This is a genomic window from Rhizobium sp. B21/90 (assembly GCF_019355815.1).
Classification (GTDB): Bacteria; Pseudomonadota; Alphaproteobacteria; order Rhizobiales; family Rhizobiaceae; genus Rhizobium; species Rhizobium rhododendri.
Map to the genome: position 1 here is coordinate 945947 of NZ_CP072162.1, position 25524 is coordinate 971470.

24 protein-coding genes are annotated in these 25524 nt (G+C 60.8%); 15 read left to right on the forward strand and 9 right to left on the reverse strand.

The features are described 5' to 3' along the window. The first annotated feature begins 11 nt into the window (after nucleotides 1-11). Nucleotides 12-1283, forward strand: coding sequence for a YeaH/YhbH family protein (locus J5278_RS04575; RefSeq protein ID WP_209184989.1), 1272 nt, complete (start codon nucleotides 12-14; stop codon nucleotides 1281-1283). Between the two features lie 2 nt (nucleotides 1284-1285). Then, nucleotides 1286-2830: a SpoVR family protein gene (locus J5278_RS04580; RefSeq protein ID WP_142830352.1), complete on the forward strand. Its 1545-nt coding sequence runs from the start codon at nucleotides 1286-1288 to the stop codon at nucleotides 2828-2830. A 17-nt stretch (nucleotides 2831-2847) separates the two neighbouring features. On the opposite strand, the gene J5278_RS04585 is transcribed toward J5278_RS04580, so the two are convergent. Next, nucleotides 2848-4296, reverse strand: a complete 1449-nt coding sequence (locus tag J5278_RS04585; protein WP_209184988.1) for a DHA2 family efflux MFS transporter permease subunit — start codon at nucleotides 4294-4296, stop codon at nucleotides 2848-2850. Between the two features lie 475 nt (nucleotides 4297-4771). Between J5278_RS04585 and J5278_RS04590 the strand changes: the two genes are divergently transcribed. Further along, nucleotides 4772-4984 (forward strand): KTSC domain-containing protein, encoded by a 213-nt coding sequence (locus J5278_RS04590; protein ID WP_111218920.1) that lies wholly within the window; start codon nucleotides 4772-4774, stop codon nucleotides 4982-4984. A gap of 102 nt (nucleotides 4985-5086) precedes the next feature. On the opposite strand, the gene J5278_RS04595 is transcribed toward J5278_RS04590, so the two are convergent. From J5278_RS04595 to J5278_RS04620, 6 genes are all read right to left on the reverse strand, one after another. Further along, nucleotides 5087-6412, reverse strand: a complete 1326-nt coding sequence (locus tag J5278_RS04595) for a UDP-glucose/GDP-mannose dehydrogenase family protein (protein ID WP_111218918.1) — start codon at nucleotides 6410-6412, stop codon at nucleotides 5087-5089. Between the two features lie 304 nt (nucleotides 6413-6716). After that, nucleotides 6717-7535, reverse strand: a complete 819-nt coding sequence (locus J5278_RS04600; RefSeq protein ID WP_209184984.1) for a DUF6030 family protein — start codon at nucleotides 7533-7535, stop codon at nucleotides 6717-6719. Nucleotides 7536-7705: 170 nt separating this feature from the next. Beyond that, nucleotides 7706-8434 carry a copper homeostasis protein CutC gene (locus J5278_RS04605; RefSeq protein WP_209184983.1) on the reverse strand — a complete coding sequence of 243 codons (729 nt, stop codon included), beginning with the start codon at nucleotides 8432-8434 and terminating at the stop codon, nucleotides 7706-7708. Beyond that, nucleotides 8406-9332, reverse strand: coding sequence for an ROK family protein (locus J5278_RS04610; RefSeq protein ID WP_209184982.1), 927 nt, complete (start codon nucleotides 9330-9332; stop codon nucleotides 8406-8408). Before J5278_RS04610 ends, J5278_RS04605 begins: the two co-directional genes overlap by 29 nt. A gap of 62 nt (nucleotides 9333-9394) precedes the next feature. Continuing rightward, complete coding sequence (locus J5278_RS04615; protein WP_209184981.1) at nucleotides 9395-10759, reverse strand: HAMP domain-containing sensor histidine kinase; 1365 nt, start codon at nucleotides 10757-10759, stop codon at nucleotides 9395-9397. Further along, complete coding sequence (locus J5278_RS04620; RefSeq protein WP_209184980.1) at nucleotides 10759-11418, reverse strand: response regulator; 660 nt, start codon at nucleotides 11416-11418, stop codon at nucleotides 10759-10761. Before J5278_RS04620 ends, J5278_RS04615 begins: the two co-directional genes overlap by 1 nt. A 232-nt stretch (nucleotides 11419-11650) precedes the next feature. Here J5278_RS04620 and J5278_RS04625 point away from each other — a divergent pair, with 232 nt between their 5' ends. From J5278_RS04625 to J5278_RS04665, 9 genes are all read left to right on the forward strand, one after another. Next, nucleotides 11651-12106, forward strand: a complete 456-nt coding sequence (locus tag J5278_RS04625; protein WP_142830366.1) for an RbsD/FucU family protein — start codon at nucleotides 11651-11653, stop codon at nucleotides 12104-12106. 89 nt (nucleotides 12107-12195) lie between these two features. Beyond that, the gene (locus J5278_RS04630; protein ID WP_209187584.1) at nucleotides 12196-13149 is read left to right on the forward strand and encodes a sugar-binding transcriptional regulator; all 954 of its coding nucleotides are present in this window, start codon (nucleotides 12196-12198) and stop codon (nucleotides 13147-13149) included. A gap of 145 nt (nucleotides 13150-13294) precedes the next feature. Continuing rightward, nucleotides 13295-14605: a sugar ABC transporter substrate-binding protein gene (locus tag J5278_RS04635; protein ID WP_142830370.1), complete on the forward strand. Its 1311-nt coding sequence runs from the start codon at nucleotides 13295-13297 to the stop codon at nucleotides 14603-14605. A gap of 145 nt (nucleotides 14606-14750) precedes the next feature. Continuing rightward, nucleotides 14751-15623: a carbohydrate ABC transporter permease gene (locus J5278_RS04640; protein ID WP_209184978.1), complete on the forward strand. Its 873-nt coding sequence runs from the start codon at nucleotides 14751-14753 to the stop codon at nucleotides 15621-15623. A 1-nt stretch (nucleotide 15624) separates the two neighbouring features. Beyond that, a complete protein-coding gene (locus J5278_RS04645) occupies nucleotides 15625-16455 on the forward strand; it encodes a carbohydrate ABC transporter permease (RefSeq protein WP_142830374.1) in 831 nt (276 codons plus the stop codon). Between the two features lie 18 nt (nucleotides 16456-16473). Further along, entirely contained in the window at nucleotides 16474-17478 is a 1005-nt protein-coding gene (locus J5278_RS04650) for an ABC transporter ATP-binding protein (protein ID WP_142830375.1), read from the forward strand. Nucleotides 17479-17602: 124 nt separating this feature from the next. After that, nucleotides 17603-19081, forward strand: a complete 1479-nt coding sequence (locus J5278_RS04655) for a mannitol dehydrogenase family protein (RefSeq protein WP_219258317.1) — start codon at nucleotides 17603-17605, stop codon at nucleotides 19079-19081. A 57-nt stretch (nucleotides 19082-19138) separates the two neighbouring features. Further along, nucleotides 19139-19831 (forward strand): HAD family hydrolase, encoded by a 693-nt coding sequence (locus tag J5278_RS04660; protein ID WP_209184976.1) that lies wholly within the window; start codon nucleotides 19139-19141, stop codon nucleotides 19829-19831. Then, on the forward strand, nucleotides 19831-21414 hold the full coding sequence (locus J5278_RS04665; RefSeq protein ID WP_209184975.1) for an FGGY-family carbohydrate kinase: 1584 nt from the start codon (nucleotides 19831-19833) through the stop codon (nucleotides 21412-21414). The genes J5278_RS04660 and J5278_RS04665 overlap by 1 nt, the downstream gene beginning before the upstream one ends. Before the next feature lie 111 nt (nucleotides 21415-21525). On the opposite strand, the gene J5278_RS04670 is transcribed toward J5278_RS04665, so the two are convergent. After that, nucleotides 21526-22377: a MurR/RpiR family transcriptional regulator gene (locus J5278_RS04670; protein ID WP_209184974.1), complete on the reverse strand. Its 852-nt coding sequence runs from the start codon at nucleotides 22375-22377 to the stop codon at nucleotides 21526-21528. 231 nt (nucleotides 22378-22608) lie between these two features. Here J5278_RS04670 and J5278_RS04675 point away from each other — a divergent pair, with 231 nt between their 5' ends. Further along, complete coding sequence (locus tag J5278_RS04675; protein ID WP_209184973.1) at nucleotides 22609-23322, forward strand: sulfate transporter family protein; 714 nt, start codon at nucleotides 22609-22611, stop codon at nucleotides 23320-23322. Here J5278_RS04675 and nth read toward each other — a convergent pair. Then, nucleotides 23296-24063, reverse strand: coding sequence for an endonuclease III (nth, locus tag J5278_RS04680; RefSeq protein ID WP_209184972.1), 768 nt, complete (start codon nucleotides 24061-24063; stop codon nucleotides 23296-23298). The two genes, J5278_RS04675 and nth, sit on opposite strands and share 27 nt — an antisense overlap. Before the next feature lie 22 nt (nucleotides 24064-24085). Here nth and J5278_RS04685 point away from each other — a divergent pair, with 22 nt between their 5' ends. Both J5278_RS04685 and J5278_RS04690 read left to right on the forward strand, forming a co-directional pair. Then, nucleotides 24086-24583: a DUF2244 domain-containing protein gene (locus J5278_RS04685; protein ID WP_209184971.1), complete on the forward strand. Its 498-nt coding sequence runs from the start codon at nucleotides 24086-24088 to the stop codon at nucleotides 24581-24583. Nucleotides 24584-24650: 67 nt separating this feature from the next. Continuing rightward, a complete protein-coding gene (locus J5278_RS04690) occupies nucleotides 24651-25523 on the forward strand; it encodes a bifunctional helix-turn-helix domain-containing protein/methylated-DNA--[protein]-cysteine S-methyltransferase (protein ID WP_209184970.1) in 873 nt (290 codons plus the stop codon). Nucleotide 25524: the final 1 nt, after the last annotated feature.

Here is a 25524-nt window from a genome sequence, read left to right on the forward strand (position 1 = left end):
CAGGAGTAGGAATGCACATTGTTGACCGGCGCCTGAATCCAGGCGGCAAGAGTCTCGAAAATCGCCAGCGCTTCCTGCGACGAGCAAAGGCGCTGGTACAGAAGGCGGTCTACGAGACCTCGCAAAGCCGCGGTATTCAAGACGTTCTCAAAGGCGGCGAGATCAGCATTCCCCTTGGGGGTACTGAGGAGCCGCACTTCCGGAAAGGCCCGGCCGGCATCCACGAACACATCCTGCCGGGCAATAAGACCTTCATCGAAGGCGATATTCTCTCCCGCCCGCCGGGCGGAAAAGGCAAGCCGCGCGACGGTGGCGATGGCAACGGCGAGGATGCCTTTCGCTTCGTGCTGACCCGCGACGAGTTCCTCGACATCTTCCTCGACGACCTCGAGCTTCCGGATCTGGCCAAGAAAAAGCTCGCCACATCCGAACAGCCAAACCCGGTGCGGGCAGGCTATTCCGTAAACGGCTCTCCCTCCAATCTCGCCATCAACCGGACCATGAAGCGGGCCATGATGCGCCGCGTTGCGCTCAACCGGCCGAAGGCGGAGGCGGTGGCCATGCTGCACGCCGAGATCGCCGATTGTGTCGACGAAGATCAGCGGCTGGCACTGGAGGCTGAAGTGTCGGCGCTGGAATCACGGGTGCGGCGCATTCCGTATATCGATCCGATCGACATTCGCTACCGGCGTTTCGAAAACGAGCCGAGGCCGGTCGCCCAGGCGGTGATGTTCTGCCTGATGGACGTCTCCGGCTCGATGTCCGAGCACATGAAGGATCTCGCCAAGCGCTTCTACATGCTGCTCTATATCTTCCTGACGAGGCAGTACAAGCGCGTCGAGATCGTCTTCATCCGCCATACCGATACGGCCGAGGAGGTCGACGAGGAGACATTCTTCCGCAGCCCCGCCACGGGCGGTACGCAGGTATCGAGCGCGCTGGATGCGATGCGACGGATCATGACCGAGCGTTTTCCACCTTCCGACTGGAACATCTATGCCGCACAGGCGTCCGATGGCGACAACGCCTACTCCGACAGCACGACGACAGCAGCTCTCATGCAGGACTGGATTCTGCCGGCGACGCAATATTTCGCCTATCTCGAAGTCGGCGAAGGACGCAGCGGCGCCATTTCGTCCGGCTCGGCGGTCTGGCAGCTCTATGAGCGGATTTCGGCCGGCTGGCCGGTGCTATCGATGCGCAAAGTCAGCGACCGCAGCCAGATCTATCCGGTATTCCATGATCTCTTTCAACGCCGCGCTGCGGAGACAAGGGCTGGCTGATAATGGCAAAGGCAATGAAGCGTCTCTACGACGGTGCCGACTGGGATTTCGCCGCGTTGCAGCGCATCCACGATGCCTGCCAGGACATCGCCGTCAACGAGCTTGGGCTGGATGTCTATCCTAACCAGATCGAGATCATCACCGCCGAGCAGATGCTCGATGTCTATTCCTCGATCGGCATGCCGCTGTTCTACAAGCACTGGTCGTTCGGCAAGCATTTCGCCCATCACGAGGCATTTTATCGCAAGGGCCTGCGTGGGCTGGCCTACGAGATCGTCATCAACAGCTCCCCTTGCATTTCATACCTGATGGAGGAGAACACCGCGACGATGCAGGCGCTGGTGATTGCGCATGCCGCCTTCGGCCACAACCATTTCTTCAAGAACAACTACCTGTTCAAGCTGTGGACAGACGCCGACGGCATCCTCGATTACCTGAATTTCGCCAAGGGCTATATTGCCAATTGCGAGGAACGCTACGGGCATGCGGCCGTGGAGCGGACGCTAGATTCCGCCCATGCGCTGATGTCGCACGGCGTGCACCGCTATGCCGGCAAGAAGAAGCTCGACCTGCGGATGGAGGAAGTCCGGCTGCAGGAGCGGCGGGCGCATGACGAAAGCATCTTCAACGATCTCTGGCGCACCGTGCCGACCAAGGCCGGCAAGAGCGCACCGGATCTCAGCCTCGAACGCCGGCAGGCAATCACCGGGCTGCCGCAGGAAAATATCCTCTATTTCCTCGAAAAGACAGCGCCCCGCCTGCAGCCGTGGCAACGGGAAATCCTGCGTATAGTCCGCCATGTAGCTCAGTATTTCTACCCGCAGGGTCAGACGAAGGTCATGAACGAGGGCACGGCCACCTATGTGCACTATGAGATCATGACACGCCTGCACGAGCGCGGCGGTATCGGCGACGGTGATTTTCTTGAGTTTCTGAAATCCCACACCAATGTGGTGTTCCAGCCGCAGTTCGATGACCAGCGTTATTCCGGCCTCAATCCCTATGCCATCGGCTTTGCGATGATGCAGGACATCGAACGTATCGTCACCAAGCCGGAGCAGGAGGATCGCGAATGGTTCCCGGAGATTGCCGGAACCGGCGATGCCATGGCGGTCCTGCGCGATCTCTGGGCCAACTATCGCGACGAGAGCTTCATTGCCCAGTTTCTCAGCCCCAACCTTATGCGCAAGCTGCGGCTGTTCCACCTGACCGACGATCCGGCTGAGGAGGAGGGAATGCGGGTGGCTGCAATCCACGACGAGCGCGGCTATCGGCGCGTCCGCCGCGAACTGTCTCGGCAGTACGATATCGGCTGGATCGATCCGCATATCGAGGTGGTGGATGTAGACTTGCCCGGCGACCGACGGCTGATCCTGCGGCACACCGTTATGAACGGCAGTCTGCTGGAGGAGGGCGACACCCGGAAGGTGCTGCAGCATCTGGCGGATCTCTGGAGCTACGATGTCGTGCTGCAGGAGATCGACAGGGCGGGTATCGTGCTGAAGGATCACCTGGTCAGTCCCCGCAAGGTTGCCGTGGCAGCCTGAATACCCTGAAGATCCGCCTAGTCCGTGGCTATTCTTCGCACATGGCCGCTGACCTGCTGGCCGTCTTCAGGTTTCAGCTGCAGGAAGCCGGGCAGGCCAAGCAGCGGAATGATAGCCATGACCAGAAAGACGATATGAAAGCTGCCGAGCGTCAGGGCGCCACTGCCCGCTGTGACGAGACCGAGCAGCATGGCGGCGATCGATACGCCGAAGCTGACGCTCAGCTGCTGCAGCACGCCCCCGAGGCTCGTGGCGCTGCTGAGCTGCGCTGCCGGCGTGTCCGAGTAGGAGAGCGTGTTCGACGTCATAAACTGTGCGGCTCGCGTAAGGCCGAAGACAAACACCCAGACGATAATCAGCCAATAGGGTGTCTGAGGCGTCATCAGTGAAAAGCCTGCGACTGTCAGCGAGCCGGCGACGGCGCTCCACGTCAGCACCCGGTCGAAGCCGAAAGCCCGCAGCAGCCGTTGCGAGATCGGCCGGACCACGAGTGCGCTGAAGGCGCTGGCAAAGGTCAGCGAGCCCGAGACGATGGGGCTGACGCCAAAGCCGATCTGCAGCATCAGCGGCAGCAGAAAGGGCACGCCGTTCAATCCGACACGACAGAGGCCTCCGGCAAGCGTCCCGACACGAAAGGTGCGCAGCCGAAACAGGGTCAGGTCGACGGCCGGCGCCGGCACGGCTCGCGCATATCGAACGAAAAAGACGAGCAGCAGCAATGCGGCGAAAAGGACGGCAACGATGGCCGGGACGGGAATGGCCGGCCGGCCGATATTTTCGATGCCGTATTGCAGCAGCACCAGTCCGGAGCCGACCATCAGGAAGCCCGGAACGTCGAACCGTTTTGACGTGTCGGCGCGGGTATCCTCGACGTAACGCAGTGCCATGACGATGCCGACGATACCGAAGGGCACGTTGACGTAAAAGATCCATCGCCAGGATAGATAGGTCGTCAGGACGCCGCCGAGGATGGGGCCGACCAATGGCCCGAGGATGGCTGGCAAGGTCATGTAGGTCATGGCGGTCACGAGCTGGCTGCGCGGAAAGCTGCGAATGAGGATGAGCCGGCCGACTGGCGTCATCATTGCCCCGCCGAAGCCCTGCAAGGCACGCGTCGCGATCAGCATCGGGAAATTCACTGCGAGCCCGCAGAGTACCGAGCCGATGGTGAAGATCAGCAGTGACAGCGCAAAGATGCGGCGCGCACCGAATCGATCTGCGAACCAGCCGCTGACCGGAATGAACATCGCAAGCGTCAGTATATAGGCCGTGACCGCAAGGTTCATGGCGAGTGGCGTCACGGCAAGACTGTGGGACATGGCGGGAATAGCTGTGACGATGATCGTCGAATCCAGCTGCTCCATCAGGAAGGCGACGGCAACGACGGCCGGGATGATGAAGCGCAGTCGCGGATCGCGCTCGGTGGCGAAACCTGGGTCCGAGGGGGCGTTTTCAGTCTGTGTCATGCTGTTGATTCAGGCTTTCCGTCGCGGCTTGGCTCCGCATTTTCGGCGTCGGCGATGATGCACAAGGAGGAAGGGTGAATATCACCACTGCGCGCACGCGGGGCAAGCAAAACCCTGCAACGCAGGGGCGCGACCGATCAACTCTTGGCGAGCACTTCGTTTGCCGTAAAATTGCCCCAGCATAGCGAGAAATACGGTCTGTCGGGCTCTTCATAAGCGAGTTGGGGAGGCTGATTGCAGGATCTGTTTCCTGTAGCCTGAGCACTCATCTCGATAGTCGGAGACATTTCGCATCCCAAGGTTGTTAATCGTTATCCGCGAAGTGCAACTGTAAACATCGTTGATTATTTGTGAATTGCTATTATTATTAAATACTTAACATAAGCGTTAAAAGATACTAAGTTCGTCTGACTGGGATGTAGAAGCAGTGCCCATGCTCTGGTTTTTGATTTCTTGCAACTAAGGGAATTTTGGAATGGAACGCATTCAAATAAAATCGCGCCTCATTACGGCTGTTGCGTACGATCTGAAATCGTCGCGCATGGAAATCGAGTTTCACAATGGCAAAGTTGAGCCCTACAGCAACGTGCCGGAACAGATTTACCGCAATCTGATCTCGGCCGATTCTCCAGGCTCCTACTATCGCCACCACATACGCGAATCCAAACCTTATGTGAGTGTGAGATAAGCAGTAGACCTGCTGGCGTTGTTTCCAATGCTGCTTGGGTAACGCATAAAAAAGGGGGCATAGCGCCAAGCTATGCCCCCTTTTTTTGATTGCTGACGACGATCAGTGTTGATCGTTGGTCTGGTTCGGCCGTCCGATGCTCGAATATTCGAAGCCGTGCTTTGTGATTTCGTCGCGGCGGTAGATATTCCTGAGGTCGACGAGCACAGGTGCGGCCATGACCCGCTTCAGGCGCGCAAAATCGAGTGCGCGGAACTGGTTCCATTCGGTGACGATGACGAGAGCGTCTGCGCCCTCGGCGGCCGTGTAGGCATCGGCTGCGAACGTCATGCCCTCGATCAGGCCGCGTGCGTTGTCCATGCCCTCGGGATCGTAACCGACCACCTTGGCGCCGGCATCCTGCAAGGTCTGGATGATCGAGATCGCAGGGCTGTCGCGCATGTCGTCGGTGTTCGGCTTGAAGGTCAGACCGAGGACCGCGACGCTCTTGCCGCGAACGTCGCCACCAACAGCCGCGATCACCTTGCGACCCATGGCGCGCTTGCGGTTATCGTTGATCGAGATGGTCGTTTCGATGAGGCGCACCGGGCTGTCGTGATCCTGGGCGGTCTTTGCCAGAGCCAGCGTATCCTTCGGAAAGCACGAGCCGCCATAGCCTGGGCCCGCGTGCAGGAATTTGGCGCCGATACGGCCATCGAGCCCGATGCCGCGGGAGACTTCCTGGACATTGGCGCCGACTTTTTCGCAGAGATCGGCCATCTCGTTGATGAAGGTAATCTTCATGGCGAGAAAGGCGTTTGCGGCGTATTTGATCAGTTCCGACGTGCGGCGCGAGGTGAACAGCAGCGGCGCCTGGTTGAGGTAGAGCGGCCGGTAGACTTCGGTCATCACGGCCCGGGCACGATCGTCGTCGAGGCCGATGACGATGCGGTCCGGCCGCTTGAAGTCCTCGATGGCGGCGCCTTCGCGCAGGAATTCGGGGTTGGACACGACGGCGATGTCTGCGTCCGGGTTGGTGTCGCGCATGATCCGCTCCACTTCATCGCCGGTGCCGACAGGAACAGTCGACTTGGTGACGATGACGGTGAAGCCCTTGACGTGGGTGGCGATTTCGCGGGCGGCTGCATAGACGTAGGACAGGTCGGCATGACCATCGCCACGGCGCGACGGGGTGCCGACGGCGATGAAGACGACATCGCTGGCGGCGACGCTTTCTGCCACTTCCGTCGAAAACGACAGGCGGCCGGAGCGGACATTTTCCGCCACGAGACTTTCGAGCCCCGGCTCGAAGATCGGGATCTCGCCGGCCCGCAAGGCTGCAATCTTCTTCTCGTCCTTGTCGACGCAGATGATGTCATGGCCGAAATCCGCAAAGCAGACGCCTGACACCAAACCCACATAACCAGACCCGATCATCGTGATACGCATCGATTTTCCTCTTTTTCAGACAACGCAAACGCGTTCTGTTGGTCGATTTGAAGTTGCTGACGTGGCCAGATTTCCGGCTCCTGCGTAATCGCTCAAGAAACAGATAAACTGATATGTCATCAGTTTCATGAATGATGCCAGAGCTTTACCGGCTGGCTTCAAGCCTGCTACCTCATCGAAATCCCCTACGGAATGAACGGTGAAACGAACATGTAGAACGATGCCATCTTAGTGCAATGGCAGTATGTTGCAACGCAGCAATTGCGTTGTCCTTGTTTGCACTCCGCTGCTGTACCAATTCGGTTCACTTGCGCGCGGTAATTTCGGGCAGCGGCAACCACTTGGACGTGTCGAAAAAATTGGCCGCGACGATGCGGTCGCCGGTGGGCCTGTCGATGTCGAGAATGAGGTTGAAACGGCGCGGATCGGCGAATTCGTGAGAGAATGCAATCCTTGCGCCGAAGCTCGACTGTGTGACGTTCTCGAGCCTTCCAATGCGGTCCGTGGCATCGCTGAGGTCGCTCCAGCCGACAGCCTGGACGATGGCGTGGACCAGGCCCTGGAATTTTGCCTGTAGCTCCTGCCCGGCGGGGGTCTCGGGCAGGATCGCCTTGACCCGGATACTGCTGACCTCGCCTTTCGGCGTGCCGCGGACGATGACGAAGAGCGAAGGTTGTTCTTCCGCTGCTGTCTCCGACACCGGCGTCTGGTAGCTGCATTCGAATGTCGAATTGTCGATGGCGCCCTGATGCCAAGGGCCGACGGGGAAGCCCGCTCGTGAGATTGCATTGCAGGCCTTCTCGCCGGCGATTTTCCAGCGGCGTAGGAAAAAGCTGGGCGCGGAATTCAGGTTGGTAAAAAGCCGCGTCGCGACCGGTTTTACCACTGCAGGCGGGCTTGGCGGTGGCGCAACCGGCCGCGGGCCTTGTTTGGCTTGCGGTAGCTTCTTCGGCGGCATAACGGTTTCATATCCGAGCCATCCGATATGGTAGCGGTAAGCCAGAAACCGCAAGTTCCGCCGGTCGTTGGCAAGCAGCGCGGTGGCGACGATGCCCGTCAGGATGAGGATCGCGGCCAGCCAGAAAACGATGCGGCTTTTCCGTCGCGGGGGTGAAACCGTCATTTCATGCTCTCTGCGAAATCACTGTCGAGACTCAAGCCGTGAAAGCATTGTTTTCGCGCAGCAGCAGTTCCCGACTGTCCGGAAGGGACGCTTTTACGCAACAGATGCATTCATGCCCTCTTTGTAGCCCACTGGCAATCGGGCTTGCCATGTCGGCAACGCAGCCCGTCTTAGGTGACCAGCGCCTTCAGGGCGCGAACCACCGCGCCGTCCGTACGTCGCTCGAGCGCAGGCGCAAAGCCGAGGGAGACAAGCCGCGGGTCGCTCGATGCTGCGCTGGAAGAACAGGAGGCGTGGATGTCGGTGATCTCCAATCTCGGGATCAAGGTGCTCACGGTTTGCGGATTGATGCCGGAGCCAGGCATGATGGATATCCGGCCGGCTGCGAGTGCTACCAGTGTTTCCAACGCCTCGATCCCATCAGGAGCCGTCACTTTTCCACCCGAGGTCAAAATCCGCTCGAAACCGAGATCGACTGCGATTTCGATGGCGTCGCGCCAGTCGGGCACGAGGTCGAAGGCACGATGCAGCGTCAGGCCGAGACCTTCGGCGTGGCGGACGAGTTTGTCGAGGCTTTCGCGATCCAGCCGGCCATCGGGCAGGGAGGCACCGAGTACGACGCCGGCCAATCCAGCGCTGCGTGCGATGTCGATATCGCCGTACATCACCTCCATGTCCTCCGCGGACCAGACGAAGTTGCCGGCGCGTGGACGTATCATGGCATAGCAAGGCAGTTGACGCTGGCCGGCTTCGCGCATCAGGCCGGCGCTCGGCGTCAGGCCGCCGATGGCAAGCGCACTGCACAGTTCGATGCGATCTGCACCGCCGTCGATGGCGGCTGCAAGGCCGGCGCTGTCCTCGATGCAGACCTCAAGCAACATGGCGGCGATCCTCGACATCTCGCAGTCCGAGAATGGCGGCGCCGATCAGGCCGGGCTCGATGCGGCACTGGCTACGCACTACGAGGGGGCGATCGAATTTCCGCAGGATGCGCTGGCGCACGGCGACATCCAGGCGCTCCAGCAGCGGCTCGACATTCGACAAACCGCCTGCCACGGGCACGATGGTTGCGCCGGTAATGTTGACGGTCAGGGCCAGGGGCGGCGCGACGAGATCGATGTAGACGTCGAGCGTTGCACTCGCCTTATCGTCGCCCCCGAGCCAAAGGCCGATGATTTCCTCGCTGGAAACACTGGTGCCATGGAGTAGCGCGTACAGGCGTTCCATGCCGCGCGCGCCACCGATGGTGTCGACGCATCCGGTTTGGCCGCAGCCGCAAGGGTAGGCGGGAATGGCGACAGGGGGTGTGCCGGCAAAGGCCGCAACGATCGGTCCGTGGCCCCATTCGCCGGCAAAGCCGCCGGATGCATTGACCAGCCGCCCGTCGGCGACCAGTCCACCACCGACCCCAGTGCCGAGGATGGCGCCGAAGACAATGCGGTGACCGCGACCCGCGCCGGAAAAGGCCTCGGCCATGGCAAAGCAATCGGCGTCGTTGGCGATCAGCACCGGATAGCCGAGCGCCGTCTCCAGGTCGCTGCCAAGCCTGCGACCGTGGAGGCAGGGAATATTGGCGCAGGTCAGCGTCTGAGTGTCCGGATCGACGACGCCGGCGATGGAGACGGCGATGCCATCAGGCTTTTCCGGGGCCTCGGCAATAATCTCGCGGAGCACCGTGACGAAGGCCTCGAAATCATGGCCGGGCGTAACCCGGCGCGGCAGCGTCGTGATGTCGGATTGGGAGCGGGCAAAACCGCCCTTGATGGCGGACCCGCCGATGTCAAAAGAAACGATCATCCGTCACTCGCTATGGCATTGAGACGACGTTGCTCGCATCCTTTTCCAGCCATTGCAAGAGATCAGCTTCCGGGCGGCGGTGTGAGGACGATGCGGGCCTCGAAGCCATCTGGCTGACCTGGGGCCGGCGACAGCAGGTCCAGTCGGCCGCCCATCTGTGTGACGATCTTGTCGGCAATCGCGAGGCCGAGGCCTGAGCCGGCGGCGCTTGTTTCCCCGCGACGGAACCGTCGCTTGAGGCCGGCAAGCTCTTCGGCCGCGACGACATGGCCGCCGTTCACGACGCTGACGGCATCTCCGGTGACTGAGATGGTGACGACCCCATCGTGCGGTCCGTGGACGAGTGCGTTCTCGATCAGGTTGCGGACGACGATGGCAAAGGCGTCGATGTCGACGCAGCGCGCAAGGGTAACCCCGGCAGCATAGTCCCGCGTGACGCGACCGGCGGTGCGGCTGTCCCGGTCGTAGTCGCCGACGACAGCGTCAACGATGCGCGTCAGATCCAGCGGCTTGTCGGATGCGCCGATCCCGGCTTCGGCACGCGCCAGCTGCAGAAGCTTTTCTGCAAGGCGTCCGAGATTGGCGAGCGCTGTCTCGATGCGTCCGGCCCTGACGGTCAGGGGACCCTCGGGCAGTTCGGCGATCAGCCGTTGTGTCTGCGCCAGGGCACCGGCGATCGGCGTGCGCAGCTCGTGGGCGCTGTTGGCTGTAAATTCCCGTTCGGCCTCCAGTGCCGACCGCAGCCTTCCGAGCAGCAGGTTGACGGAACGGGCAATCGGCCGCAGTTCGCGGGGGAGTGTATCGCCTTCTACCGCTGCCATATTGCCGCTGTCCTTGGTGGCAATCTCGTCGCGCAGCCGGTCGATGGGCGCCAGCGAGCGGCTGACGATGAACTGGATCAGCAGTATGCTCGTCGGTATCAGCAGCAGCAGCGGCCAGAGCAGCGCCACGGTGCCTTCGCGCAGGGCCTCGCGACGGTTTCGGAAGGCATCGGCTACATGCAGGAACAAGGTGCCGTTGAGCGCCGATTCTGTGTAGATCTTGTGCTTCGGCGTGTCGTGAAAACCGACCTTCAGGGGTACGTCATAGGGCGTGGCCGGCGCTTCCTGTGAGTGGATGATGACCTTGCCACTGGAATCGATGACCTGATAGGTGAGATATTCCTTGTTCAGGCCCTGCTGCACGGCCTGCAAAGCCTGGGGATCGGTGGCGCCGTCGCGCTGGGCGAGGTCGTCGAGCACGAGCGGCATCAGTCTTTCCGCTGTTTCCTGCAGCGTTCCGTCGAAGATTTCGGCAAATTCCCGGTTCATCACATAGGCGCCCAGGCCCACCGCGATCAGCCAGAAGAGCACGACGAGCCCTGTGAGCGTGGTGATCAGCCGACGGGTGATGCTGATGCGGCTGAGGCGGCCGAGTGTCTCCGGCATTATCGTTCTCCGAGCGAGTAGCCGACGCCGCGCGCCGTGCGGATGCGGTCCCGGCCGATCTTCTTGCGCAGTCGGCTGACATAGACCTCGACAGTGTTGCTCTCGATTTCGGAGCCGAAGGCATAGAGCGCTTCTTCCACCTGGTCCTTGGAGACCATGGCGCCTGGACGGGCTACCAGCAGGTCGAGAACGGCCCATTCGCGGCCGGTCAGCACGACGTCCTTGCCCGATACGATAAGGCGGCGCTGCGTCTGGTCGACTTCGAGGTCGCCGATCTTGAGCATCGGCTGCGGACTGCCGGAGTAACGCCGGGCAACCGCCATGATGCGGGCGGAGAGCTCGCCCAGATTGAAGGGCTTGACCAGATAGTCGTCGGCGCCGCTGTTCAAACCCTCGATCCGGTCTGAAATCTGGTCACGCGCCGTCAGGATGATGACCGGTGTTTCCTTGGCATTCTTGCGGAGTCTCTTCAGAAAATCGATGCCAGTGCCATCCGGCAATTGCAGATCGAGAAGTATGAGGCCGTAGTGAACCGAGTTCGCCGCGCTTTCGGCATCTCCTAGGTTTCTCACCCAGTCGACGGCATGGACGCTCGCGGCAATGTGGTCGCGTACAGCGCTGCCGAGGGTGTCGTCGTCTTCGACCAGGAGAATTCTCACAATTGCCTCGCAACGCTCGGGGATGTCTGTCCTAATATGGCGGGAGCTATGCGGTCAATCGGGGCTTAAATAAGCCGTGTATCAAGCTGGCGTCGGCGCCTTGCTTGCCAACGCGCATCCATGGCGTCTCTGGACAGACTGCGGCGTCGCGTTTACTTGTCTGCTGCGCAAAGTGCGGGGTCTCCCGCCACCAATGCGAATTCTGAAAGAAGTGCCTGGAGGAGGCTTTATCATGCTCAAGGGAATTTCACCTGCTCTCAATGCCGACGTGCTCCACGCGCTGGCCTCCATGGGCCATGGCGACATGCTTGTCATCGTCGATACCAACTTCCCGGCTGAGTCGGTGGCGCTCGAAACGAGCCTTGGCCATCTGCTGCGGATCGACAACGTCACCTCTCCACAGGCTGCTGCCGCCATCCTGTCGCTGATGCCGCTCGATACGTTCATCGACGACGCAGCCACCCGCATGGAAGTGGTCGGCTCCCCGGATGAACTGCCGGCTGTTCAGGTCGAGATGCAGGCAGAGATTGATCGCGCCGAAGGCAAGCACTGGCCGCTTGTGCCGGTCGAGCGTTTTGCGTTCTATGAGCGTGCGAAGAGCGCCTATTGCGTCATCCAGACAGGCGAGCGCCGGTTTTACGGCTGCTTCACCCTGACCAAGGGCGTCATTCCGCCCGACGCAGCGTAAGGTTCGCGTCGTCACAATCGTGCCTCTGGCTGCAGCGATGTTCGACCCGATGTCGGGGATGCTGCGGCCAGCGCCACAGAAGGGACAGGATGGCCAGGAAGTCGGAAACCCAGGGCAGGCTCGATGATGCGGCAAGAGCCGGGTGGTTGTACTATGTCGCCGGCCGGACCCAGGACGAGATCGCCGGGGCCATGGGGATTTCGCGGCAATCGGCACAGAGGCTTGTGTCGCTCGCGGTTGCCGAAAGGCTGATCAAGGTCCGTCTCGACCATCCGATCGCCGCCTGCCTGCAGCTGGCCGAGGATCTGCGCCGGAAATTCAGCCTCTCCCATGTCGAGGTGGTGCCGAGCGATCCCGGATCGACGTCGACGACTGTCGGCATCGCGGAGGCCGCCGCCGCCGAGATCGAACGCTGGCTCAAGCGACCGGAGCCCATCGTGCTTGCCATCGGCACCGGGCGTACGCTGAAGGCTGCCGTCGATCAGTTGCCCTCCATTGATTGCACGCAGCATCGGATCGTTTCACTCACCGGCAACATCGGTCCGGACGGTTCTGCTGCCTATTACAACGTCATCTTCAGCATGGCGGACGCGATCAAGGCCCGTCACTATCCCATGCCGTTGCCGGTTCTTGTATCGGCTGCTTCTGAGCGTGAGTTGTTGCACGCGCAGGCGCTGGTGCGCTCGACGCTCGATATCAGCGCCGTTGCCGATGTGACCTTTGTCGGGATCGGCGAGATGGGCGTCGACGCGCCACTCTGCGTCGACGGCTTTCTCGGCCGGGAAGAAATGGTCGGGCTTGTCGCCAAAGGCGCAACCGGGGAAATCTGCGGCTGGATCTTCGACGGGGCGGGCAAATTGCTCGAAAACGCCGTCAACGAGCGTGTCGCCAGCGCGCCGATACCCAGCCGCGAAACATCGACCGTGATCGGAATTGCCAAGGGGCAACGCAAACTTGAGGCTATCAGAGCGGCGCTGACAGGCCGGTTGATCAACGGCCTGATTACGGATGAGGCGACTGCCGCATTCTTGATCGACGACTGAAACAAATTTAACCCATTTTCTTCAACGACTTATTTTTTCGTTCGGCGTCGCAGCAACGATTAAGCATTGACAACTTGTCGCATGTTATGAGTAATTGCCCTCGAGCTAAGCGAATGCTCATATTTTCTCTTCTGGGAGGAAGATTATGAAATTGAAGACTCTACTCCTGAGCGCCTGCTCAGTGATGATGCTTGCCGGAATGGCGTCTGCAGAGACGCTAACCATTGCTACCGTCAACAACGGCGACATGGTCCGCATGCAGAAACTTACCGATGATTTCAAGACCAAGAACCCAGGCATCGACCTGCAGTGGGTGACGCTCGAAGAAAACATCCTCCGCCAGAAGGTCACGACCGACATTGCCACCAAAGGCGGTCAGTACGACGTTCTGACGATCGGTACCTATGAAGTTCCGATCTGGGCCAAGCAAGGCTGGCTGCAGCCGCTCGACAATCTCGGCGCGAGCTATGATGTGAATGACCTTCTTCCGGCCATCCGCAGCGGCCTGACCACGGATGGAAAGCTCTATGCTGCGCCATTCTACGGCGAAAGCTCGATGGTCATGTATCGCAAGGACCTTTTCGACAAGGCCGGCCTGAAGATGCCTGATGCCCCGACCTGGGACTTCATCGCAGACGCAGCCAAGAAGATCACCGACAAGAAGGACGAAGTCTACGGCATCTGCCTTCGCGGCAAGGCCGGCTGGGGCGAGAACATGGCTTTCCTGACAGCCATGTCCAACTCCTTCGGCGCACGCTGGTTCGACGAAAAGTGGACTGCACAGTTCGATCAGCCTGAGTGGAAGAAGACACTCGACTTCTACGTGAAGATGCTGAAGGAAGACGGACCTCCAGGTGCTTCTTCGAATGGCTTCAACGAAAACCTCGCCCTGTTCCAGACCGGCAAATGCGGTATGTGGATCGACGCCACGGTTGCTGCTTCCTTCGTTTCCGATCCGAAGCAGTCCAAGGTTGCCGACAAGGTCGGTTTCGCACTTGCTCCTGACAACGGTCTCGGCAAGCGCGGCAACTGGCTCTGGGCCTGGAATCTCGCCATCCCGGCCGGTTCCAAGAAGATTGAAGCTGCCGAGAAGTTCGTCGCCTGGGCAACCAGCAAGGAATACACCAACCTTGTTGCTCAGAAAGACGGCTGGCTGAACGCACCTCCCGGTACCCGCGCTTCGCTCTATGCGAACGCCGACTACCAGAAGGCTGCTCCTTTCGCCAAGATGACGCTGGACAGCATCAACTCCGCCGATCCGACGAAGCCGACTGTCAAGCCGGTTCCCTATGTCGGCGTTCAGTTCGTCGCTATTCCTGAATTCCAGGGTATCGGCACTGCAGTTGGCCAGCAGTTCTCTGCAGCGCTTGCCGGCCAGGTCACTGTTGACCAGGCTCTCAAGAGTGCCCAGGCACTGACGACCCGCGAGATGAAGAAGGCCGGTTATCCCAAGTAAGATATCGGCTGGGCTAGGGAGCGGGGGCGCCTTGCGCGCCTCCCTCCTGTTCGCCGGCGATCGCCCCAAGCGTGACTTGGTGGCCTTTTAAAAATTCCGCTGTTGCGGCCACTCTCCCCGCTTCAAGACAAGATTGGTCCTTTCCATGGCGACCTTACAGACCCGTTCCGCTGCCCGCCTGATGATGGCGCCCTCCGTGATCCTGCTGTTCGCGTGGATGATCGTGCCGCTGGCAATGACGATCTATTTCTCGACGCTGAACTACAATCTGCTGATGCCGGGCGATCATCCATTCATCGGCTTTAGCAATTACGCGTACTTCCTCACCGATCCGGCCTTCCTACAGGCGCTGATGAACACGCTGCTGCTGGTTGGCGGCGCGCTGCTCATCACCATTGTCGGCGGTATTGCCTTCGCGCTGCTGCTGGACCAGCCGATGTTCGGCCAGGGGATCGTCCGCATCCTCGTCATCGCGCCGTTCTTCGTCATGCCGACCGTCGCGGCGTTGATCTGGAAGAACATGTTCATGAACCCGGTGAACGGCCTATTTGCCTATGCAGCAAAGGCCATCGGGCTACAGCCTTACGACTTTCTGGCCAACGCCCCCCTGGCCTCGGTGATCGTCATCGTCGCCTGGCAGTGGCTGCCTTTTGCGACGCTCATCATGCTGACAGCACTCCAGTCGCTCGACGAAGAGCAGAAGGAAGCCGCCGAGATGGACGGTGCCGGCGTGATATCGAAATTCATCTACATCATCCTGCCGCACATGGCGCGCGCCATCACTGTGGTCATCCTGATCGAGACGATCTTCATGCTGTCGGTGTTTGCCGAAATCCTGGTCACCACCAATGGCGGGCCAGGCACGGACAGCACGAACCTGACCTATCTCGTCTATTCGCAGGCGCTGCTGCAATTCGACATCGGTGGTGCATCGGCGGGCGGTATCGTTGCCGTCGTGCTTGCCAACATCGTCGCTATCTTCCTCGTCCGCATCGTCGGCAAGAATCTGGAGGCTTGAGATGGCTCGCAGCGTTTCCACCCGCCACAAGGTCATCGTCTCGGTCGTCGCCTGGGCGCTCGGGCTGCTGATCTTCTTCCCGATCCTCTGGACCTTCCTCACCAGCTTCAAGTCGGAAGGCGATGCCGTTGCCTCGCCACCGCTGTTCCTGTTCTTCCACTGGACGACCGAGAACTATGTCGAGGTGCAGTCGCGCTCGGACTATTTCCTGCACTTCTCGAACTCGGTCATCATCGCCGTCGGGTCGACCATCATCGGGCTGATCATCGCGGTTCCTGCCGCCTGGGCAATGGCTTTTTCGCCGACCAAGCGGACCAAGGACATCCTGATGTGGATGCTCTCCACCAAGATGATGCCGCCGGTCGGCGCCCTCATTCCGATCTATCTTCTCTTCCAGGCCACCGGCCTGCTCGACAGCCGCATTGGTCTCGTCGGCGTGCTGACGCTCATCAACCTGCCGATCATCGTCTGGATGCTCTATACTTACTTCAAGGAAATTCCGGGCGAGATCCTAGAAGCAGCCCGCATGGACGGCGCCTCGCTGATGAAGGAAATCATCTACGTGCTGACGCCGATGGCAATACCGGGCATCGCCTCGACATTGCTGCTGAACGTCATCCTCGCCTGGAACGAGGCGTTCTGGACGCTCAATCTCACCGCTTCCAAGGCGGCGCCGCTGACGGCCTTCATTGCCTCCTACTCGAGCCCCGAAGGTCTGTTCTATGCAAAACTTTCGGCCGCCTCGACCATGGCGATTGCGCCGATCCTGATCCTCGGCTGGTTCAGCCAAAAGCAACTCGTTCGCGGCCTGACTTTTGGCGCGGTCAAATAAGATATCTGGGAGAGAGACATGGGCAGCATTACCCTTCAGAAGGTTTCGAAGGTCTTTGGCGAAGCCAAGGTCATCCCCTCCATCGACCTTGAAATCAAGGACGGCGAGTTCGTCGTTTTCGTCGGGCCGTCCGGTTGCGGAAAATCGACGCTGTTGCGGCTGATCGCCGGGCTGGAAGATGTGTCCGGCGGCAAGATCATCATCGACGGCAAGGACGGCACGAGCCTCGGACCCTCCGAGCGCGGGCTTGCCATGGTGTTCCAGTCCTATGCGCTCTATCCGCATATGAGCGTGCGCAGCAATATCGCCTTCCCGCTCAAGATGGCCGGCATGTCGAAGGACGAGATCGACCGCAAGGTGAGCGAAGCCGCTCGCGTGCTGAACCTCACCGATTATCTCGACCGCAAACCGCGCATGCTGTCCGGCGGCCAGCGCCAACGCGTCGCCATCGGCCGTGCCATCGTGCGCCAGCCATCGGCCTTCCTCTTCGACGAGCCGCTTTCAAACCTCGATGCATCGTTGCGCGTCAACATGCGTCTCGAGATCAGCGAATTGCACCAGCAGCTGAAGACCACCATGGTCTACGTGACCCACGACCAGGTCGAAGCCATGACCATGGCAGACAAGATCGTCGTTCTCAACCGCGGCAACATCGAGCAGGTCGGCTCGCCGATGGAGCTCTACAAGAACCCGGCAAACCTCTTCGTCGCCGGCTTCATCGGTTCGCCGAGGATGAATTTCGTCACCGGCGTCTATGCGGAACCATTTGGCGCGCCGACGGTTGGCGTTCGGCCCGAGCATATCGTGCTGTCGACCGAAAGCGGCGTTTGGCAGGGCAAGGTCACCGTTGCCGAGCATCTCGGCTCCGATACGTTCCTGCACGTCGATGTCGAAGGCATCGGCCACATCACGGCGCGTGGTACCGGCGAATTCCCGGTCAAGGCAGGCGAGATCGTCTACATGACCCCGGACCGCACCCGCATCCACAAGTTCGACGACAAGGGCCTGGCCATCGCCTCCTAGGCTGGCCACGCCGCACCCGCGAGGAGCGATGACGCATGTCCCGGCGAGTGAGCCGGGAAGCGCAGTGGCCGACGGGCGCAACGACAATATGGACCATCAGGACCTTTCGGAAGGACTTTCGACAATGACCAAACTCTCGCTGGCAACCCTGAAAGCCATTTCGGAGACGGCCGCCATCCCGGCCTACGACCGGTCTCAGCTGTCGGCCGGTATCGTCCATTTCGGCGTCGGCAATTTCCACCGTGCCCATCAGGCGGTCTATCTGGACGACCTGTTCACTGCGGGCCATGATCATGACTGGGCAATCGTCGGTGCGGGCATGTTGCCGTCCGACGCCAGCATGCGTGAAAAGCTTGCGGCGCAGGATTTTCTGACGACCGTTGTCGAGCAGGACAACAACTCGACGTCGGCGCGCGTCACAGGTCCGATGATCGACATCCTGCCAGTCGGCGATTCCGCGGCGATCATTGCAAAGCTCGCCGACCCGGCCATCCGTATCGTGTCCATGACCATTACCGAGGGCGGCTATTTCATCGATGCCTCGGGCAAGTTCAATCCGGCCCACCCGGCCATCATCGCCGACGGCCAGAATCCTGGCGAACCGAAGACGGTCTTCGGCCTGATCGTTGCCGGGCTGAAGGCGCGCAAGGACAAGGGCCTCGTCCCGTTCACCGTCATGTCCTGCGACAACATTCCGCACAATGGCGTGGTGGCGACCAACGCCGTCGTTGGCACTGCGCGGCTTTCGGACCCTGACCTTGCCGACTGGATCAAGGCCAACGTTGCCTTCCCGAACGCCATGGTCGACCGCATCACGCCGGCGACCGGGCAGCGCGAGATCGACCTGCTGAAAGATGTTTTCAGCATCGAGGACAATTGGCCGGTCTATTGCGAAGAGTTCAAACAATGGGTGCTCGAGGACAAGTTCACGGCCGGCCGCCCGGCGCTCGAAAAGGTCGGCGTCACCTTCGTGCCCGATGTCACGCCCTACGAGCACATGAAGATCCGCATCCTCAATGGCGGCCACGCAGCGATCGCCTATCCGGCGGCACTGATGGACATCCATTTCGTCCATGATTCGATGGAAGATCCACTGATCCGGGCTTTTCTCGCCAAGCTCGAGAACGAAGAAATCATTCCCATCATCCCGCCTGTGCCAAACACCGACTTGAAGGACTATTTCGCGCTGATCGAGCACCGGCTCCTGAACCCGAAGATTGCCGATACCATTCCGCGCCTCGCGCAGGACGGCTCCAATCGCCAGCCGAAATTCATCCTGCCATCGACGCTCGATAATCTGGCGCAGGGCAGGGACATCGTCGGCTTGTCGCTGGTCTCCGCTCTGTGGTGCCGTTATTTCGCCGGCACGACGGACAGCGGCAAGGAAATCGTCTTCAACGATGCCAGTTCGGATCGACTGCATGCAGCAGCACTGAAGGCGAAGACAGATCCGGCGGCTTTCCTCGTTTTCGACGACATTTTCGGCGAGGTCGCCAAGTCCCAGCTTTTCCGAAAGCGTTTTGCGCATGCACTGAAGACGCTGTGGGAAAAGGGTACGCGCGAAACGATGCAGCTTTACCTCGACAACAATCTGGCTGATTAAACATCGGCCGGCGTCCCGAGAGGCGCCGGCATCCCTGTGGATGAAGGTGGACCGGCAATGATTGACGCGGAAAACGGGCTTGTCATCTTCGACTGCGATGGCGTTCTCGTCGACAGCGAACCGCTCTCCATCGCCGTTGTCGTCCAGGCGATGCGGGACAGCGGTATCGAAATCGATGCTGAAGGTGCATACCAGCGCTTTCTCGGCAAAAGCCTTGCAACCCTGATCGACACATTGGATACGGAATTTAACGTTCAGGCCGACCAGGCTTTTCTCGATCGTATCCGCGAAGACCTCTATGCCCGGTTTCGCAGCGAACTGCAGCCGATTGCCGGCATCGGCGAAACCCTCGACAGTCTCGACATCAGGCGCTGCGTGGCCTCGTCCAGCCAGCTGGAGCGGATCAAGCTGTCGCTCGGCCTGACGGGCCTTCTCGATCGGCTTGAGCCGCATATTTTCAGCGCCAGCATGGTCAAGCGCGGAAAGCCGGCGCCGGACCTGTTTCTCTATGCGGCGAAGCAGATGGGCGTCCCACCGGAAAACTGCATCGTCGTCGAGGATAGTCCTGCGGGCATCGTCGCTGCACGGGCCGCTGGGATGACGGTCTTTGCCTTCACCGGCGGAGCGCATGCCACCTCGGCCCACTACCGTGCCGAACTGGACCGGCTTGCACCAGAAGTGGTGTTTGACGCGATGCCGGATTTGATACACCTTGTCCAAAAACACAGGACGGACGGGACCGGGACTTAATGCGTAATCATGTGATTGCGGTCGATATCGGCACGAGCAGCGCGCGCGCCGGCGTGTTCGATTCGCATGGGCGGATGTTGGGCAAGGGCGAGCATCCGATCCTCATGAACCGGCCGCAGGAAAATCACGCGGAACATAGCTCGGAGGATATCTGGTCGGCAGTCTGTGCCGCCGTCCGGGCTGCACGCTCTGCCTCCGGCGTGGCGGCAGAAGCGATTGCCGGCATCGGCTTCGATGCCACCTGCTCGCTGGTGGTGCGCGACCGCGATGGCCAGCCGCTGACGGTATCGACCGGAGGCGAGGCGCGCTTCGACACCATCGTCTGGCTCGACCACCGGGCGCTGGCGGAAGCGGACCTCTGCACCGCAACGCAGCACCGGGTCATTGCCCATTCCGGCCATGTAATGTCGCCGGAAATGCAGATACCGAAGCTGATGTGGCTGAAGAAGAACCTGCCGGAGAGCTGGGCCCGGAGCGCCTACTTCTTCGATCTGGCGGATTTCATGACCTACAAGGCGACCGGATCGCTGGCTCGCTCGCGTTGCACGTTGACGGCGAAATGGAACTACCTGGCGCATCGCAGCCCCGGTTGGCAGCACGACTTTCTCGACCAGATCGGTCTCTCCGACCTCCTCGAGCGTGGACACCTGCCGGAGGACACGGCGCCGGTCGGCTCGAGCATTGGCATGTTGAGCGCGGAGGCGGCGGAAGCGCTCGGGCTCGACAGGAGTTGCCATGTCTCCGCCGGGGTCATCGATGCCTATGCGGGCGCATTGGGGGCGCTTGCCGGCCATGTCGGCAAGCCGGGGGAACTGCAGCGACAACTCGCGCTGATCGCGGGAACGTCGAGCTGCGTCGTCGCCTTTTCCCGCGAAATGCCGGCCAGCACCGGAATGTGGGGCCCATATTTCGACGTCGTCTATCCCGACTGGTGGCTGGTCGAGGCAGGCCAGTCGGCAACCGGCGGGCTGCTGGACCATATCGTCCGGATGCACGCTGCCGGTGGCGCGCCGACCGCTGCCCTGCATGCCGAGATCGTTGCTCGGATTGCGGAGTTGCGCGATAAGGAAGGTGCCGCTTTCGGTGCCCGCATTCACGTGCTGCCTGATTTCCACGGCAACCGGTCGCCGCTTGCCGACCCGCATGCGGTCGGGGTCATCAGCGGCCTGACGCTCGACACATCGTTCGACGGATTATGCCGGCTCTACTGGCGCACGAGCCTCGGGATTGCCCTCGGTATTCGCCATATCCTCGACAAGATGCGGGAACACGGGCACGTTCCGGACACCCTGCATGTTGCTGGTGGGCATGTGAAGAATGCCGTGCTGATGGAACTCTACGCAGACGTCACCGGCTGCACCGTGATCGTGCCGAAAATGAACGAAGCCGTGCTGCTCGGCACCGCCATTGCGGCATCGGTCGCCTGTGGCATGCACCAGACACTGGCGACGGCCGGAGCGGCGATGTATCCGGGCGGCAACGAGCGCGTGCCCGATGCCAGCAGGAAGGCCGGCTATGACCGGGAGTACAGACGGTTCCTGGCGATGATCCGCCATAGGGCCGAACTCGACATGCTGGATTAGAGCATTTCAGCATCTCATGGGCTGCTGAAATGTTCTATCACTTTGTTTTCGTTCACTTCCAGACGCGGTCGATACGCAGCCTCGCTGTAACCGCTCCACCCGCCTCTTGGATTACCGCATCGGTGCTTCGGCAAACATGTTCTCGAGTTCTGCCAGCCGCCGTGCGCGGACTTCTGCGTCCTGGCCGGCCGCGTGGATGACGGCTGTTGCCAGGAACTCCAGTAGTGCGGACATCGCAGTCAGATTATCGCGTGGCCCGACCCGGGGCGGCGGGACGGACAGCGTGGTGTTGGCGAATTCGTGGGCCCAGTCGGTGTACTGGCTGGTGACCAGCAGGACCTTCAGGCCGGAGCGACGGGCGGAGCGGGCCAGCAGTCGCGATTTCGCGAAGCGGTGCGAGTCGATGATGATGAGCAGCGAATTCGTCGTGGATGGTGCCAGAAGCTCCATGTAGGTGGCATTGCCGTTGCCGGCCATCCGCACGTTGTCGCGGGCAAAGCTGAGGCGATCGCAAAAATACTGGCCGATAGGGCAGGTCAGATGGCACGCGACAAACACGTCGCTTGCACCGAGGATGGAAGAGACCGCGTCGGCCCATTGCGGCTGGGAGGAGAGATTGTAGACATGGTGCAGCATGTCCAGTTGCTCTGCCATCAACGCTGCCAGCGGCAGGCCTGCGGCGGCATCCTGGTGGAGCTGCTCGACGGTCGTCGGGTTCTTCTGCAGCGCGGTCGGCGGAACCGTTTCGCGCAGGTGAACCTTGAAGCCATCCAGCCCCTGGTAGCCGAGCGCACGCAGGAAGCGGCCGACGGTCATCGGGCTGAGTTCCAGCCTGTCGGCAACGGACGATGCAGTCTCGTATGGCAGTTCGCTCATATGGTCTGAAAAGTACCGCGCAATCCGTCGTTCGGCGGGCGTGCCGGATTTGATATATTGTTTTAGCTTCTGGCTGAGGTCGTCCATTCTGCCTCGCAATGTTATTGCGCCATCACTGTCCAAACAAAACAATCTGTGCGCGTCAATGCCTAATTTTCAGGTTCGTCAAAAGTAAGGTTTGTCTCGTGTAATATCATTCATTTTATATTAGTGCAGCCTTTATTACAATGTTGGCGTTGCTTGTACACACCGAGTTCTTGTCGGAGTGCCTGGCCTCCCTTACATAGATCAAAAGCCTTTTACGCGAGAATGTCATCCATGATCATAGAATCTGCACGCCTGGCGGTTGCCAATCTGCTGGCACCGGACATGCGCCGGCTGGTCTGGAAAGTACTCGGCCTCTCCATCGCCGTCCTGATCTGCTTCTGGCTGGCTTTGCAGGCGGTTGTCGCCACCTACGGGGTGTCTTTACTGCACTACTTTTTCTCAGGACTGCCTGCCTGGGTCGACTGGCTGGCCGTGGCGCTGGCGGCAGTCGTGGGCCTTGGCGCGGCCTTCCTGCTGGCGCCGGTGACGGGGCTGGTCGCCGGGCTGTTCCTGGATGACGTTGCTGCCGTCGTCGAACGCCAGGACTATCCGCTCGATGTCCCCGGCAAAGCGATGCCCTTCGGCCCTGCCATGGTCAGTTCGATCAAGTTCCTCGGCGTGCTCATCGTCGGCAACGGCATAGCGCTTATTCTGCTGATCGTGCCGGGCGTCAATCTCGTCGCCTTCTTCCTGGTTAACGGCTACTTACTCGGCCGCGAGTTTTTCGAATTTGCCGCCAGCCGCTTTCGCTCACCGCAGCAGGCCCGGAATTTCCGAAAGAAGAACGCATCCACGGTTTTCCTGGCCGGGCTGGTGATTGCCGCGTTTCTGGCCATCCCGTTCGTCAACCTGCTGACGCCGCTGTTTGCCGGCGCCATGATGGTGCATCTGCACAAGCGGCTGACCCTCCGCGATCCCTCATTCTCCGACGAATTGCGGCGGTAGGGGGACCAGCGGTGCCGGGATGTCGCAGCTTTTTTCCGGCGCGCGACAGAGGTCGGCAATGATGCAATGTTCGCATTCCGGCCGCCGGGCCTTGCAGACGTAGCGCCCGTGCAGGATCAGCCAGTGATGGGCGTGGTAGAGATAGTGGTCCGGAATGACCTTCATCAGCCGCTGCTCGACCTCGTCCGGCGTCTTGCCGGGTGCGAGCCGGATGCGGTTGCCGATACGGAAGATATGCGTGTCGACGGCCATCGTGGAATGGCCGAAGGCCATGGATAGCAAGACATTGGCGGTCTTGCGGCCGACGCCCGGCAGTGTCACCAGCTCTTCGCGGGTCTGCGGCACCTCGCCGCCGAAATCGCTGATCAGCTTTGCCGAAAGGGCTACGACGTTTTTCGCCTTGTTACGATAGAGGCCGATCGTGCGGATATACTCCCGGATACGATCCTCGCCGAGGTCGAGCATCTTCTGTGGCGTATCGGCGACGGCAAACAGGGCGCGCGTCGCCTTGTTGACACCGACATCTGTCGCCTGCGCTGACAAGGCCACAGCAACGAGCAGCGTGAAGGGATTGACGTGCTCCAGTTCGCCCTTTGGCTCAGGCCGCTGGATCGAGAAGCGGCGGAAGATCTCGTCGACTTCCGACTTTGGGTAGATGCTGCGGAACGAGGGCTTGCGGCGTGCTGTCGCAAGGGCCTTTTTCGGGGCCGGAAGGCCGGATTTGATCTTGGGATTTGCCATCAAAGACCTATAATCGCGGACAATGACCGATGGCAACGGCGGGGCGCCGGAAGAAAAGCTGGTTTTTTCTGCGGAGCTTTTTCCGCATCGCTCGCTCGGCCGCAAGGGTTTCAAGGTCATGCTCGCAATGGCCGGCTTTCTCAGCCTCTTCTATGGTGGCCTGTTCGTTGCCAGCGGCGCTTGGCCGATCGGCTTTTTCCTCGGTGCGGATTTCCTGCTTCTCTATGGCGCCTTCTGGCTGAACTATCGGGCGGGTCGTGTCCGCGAGGAGGTCAGGGTGTCCCGCACCGATGTCTCCATCCGCAAGGTGCTGGCCTCCGGCCGTTCCGTCGAGCATCGTTTCAACCCGTTCTGGCTGCGCTTCCTCGTCCGGCGGGAACCCGGCATCGGTATCCGTTCCATGCATGTGTCGGGCGAGGGGCGGCGGGCGGATGTGGGGTCGTTTCTCAACCCGGAGGATCGCGAAAGCTTTGCCAAGGCATTCCGGGCAGCACTTGCGACAGTGAAGCGGCGAATTTAGCGTCGGCGCAAGAAACGGGTGGCGAGACGGGTGGCGAACCATCATCATGGCCGCAAGGAGACCGATGATGAACATGGCGCCGCTGCTTACGAAAGACATTACCCCGGAAGGATCCGACTACGAGGTCGTGCGCAGCGTCATCGAACTGATCACCGAGGACTACCGCGACCAGCCATCCCTGGAAGATCTCTCCGCGCGGCTGGGGCAGTCGCCGACACAGTTGCAGAAGACATTCACCCGCTGGGCCGGGCTGTCGCCCAAGGCCTTCCTGCAGGCGGTGACGCTGGATCACGCCAAGCGGCTGCTGAGGCAGGAGGCACTGCCTTTGCTGGAAGCGTCGATCGAGGTCGGACTTTCCGGCCCGAGCCGGCTGCACGACCTGTTCGTCACCCACGAGGCGATGTCGCCGGGGGAATGGAAGGCGAAGGGCGGTGGTCTGACCATCCGCTACGGCTTCCATGCCAGCCCGTTCGGCATGGCGCTGGTCATGGTCACCGATCGAGGTCTGGCCGGCCTGGCATTCAGCGATACCGGCAGCGAGGCCGCCTGTCTCGAAGACATGACCTGCCGCTGGCCGAACGCCGGGTATGTCGAGGATAGTCAGGCAACGGCGCCCTTTGCCAGGCGTATTTTCGAGCCGGGCCAGTGGTCTGCGGACCAGCCGCTGCGTGTCGTATTGATCGGGTCCGATTTTCAGGTGCGCGTCTGGGAAAGTCTTTTGAAAATTCCCTTCGGCAAGGCAATGACCTACTCGGACATCGCCCGGGATATCGGCCAGCCGACAGCGATGCGGGCAGTCGGTGGGGCAATCGGCCGAAATCCGATTTCGTTCGTCGTTCCCTGCCATCGCGCGCTGGGCAAGGGCGGGGCGCTGACCGGTTACCATTGGGGGCTGACGCGCAAACGTGCGATGCTCGGCTGGGAAGCCGGCAAGGCCTGAG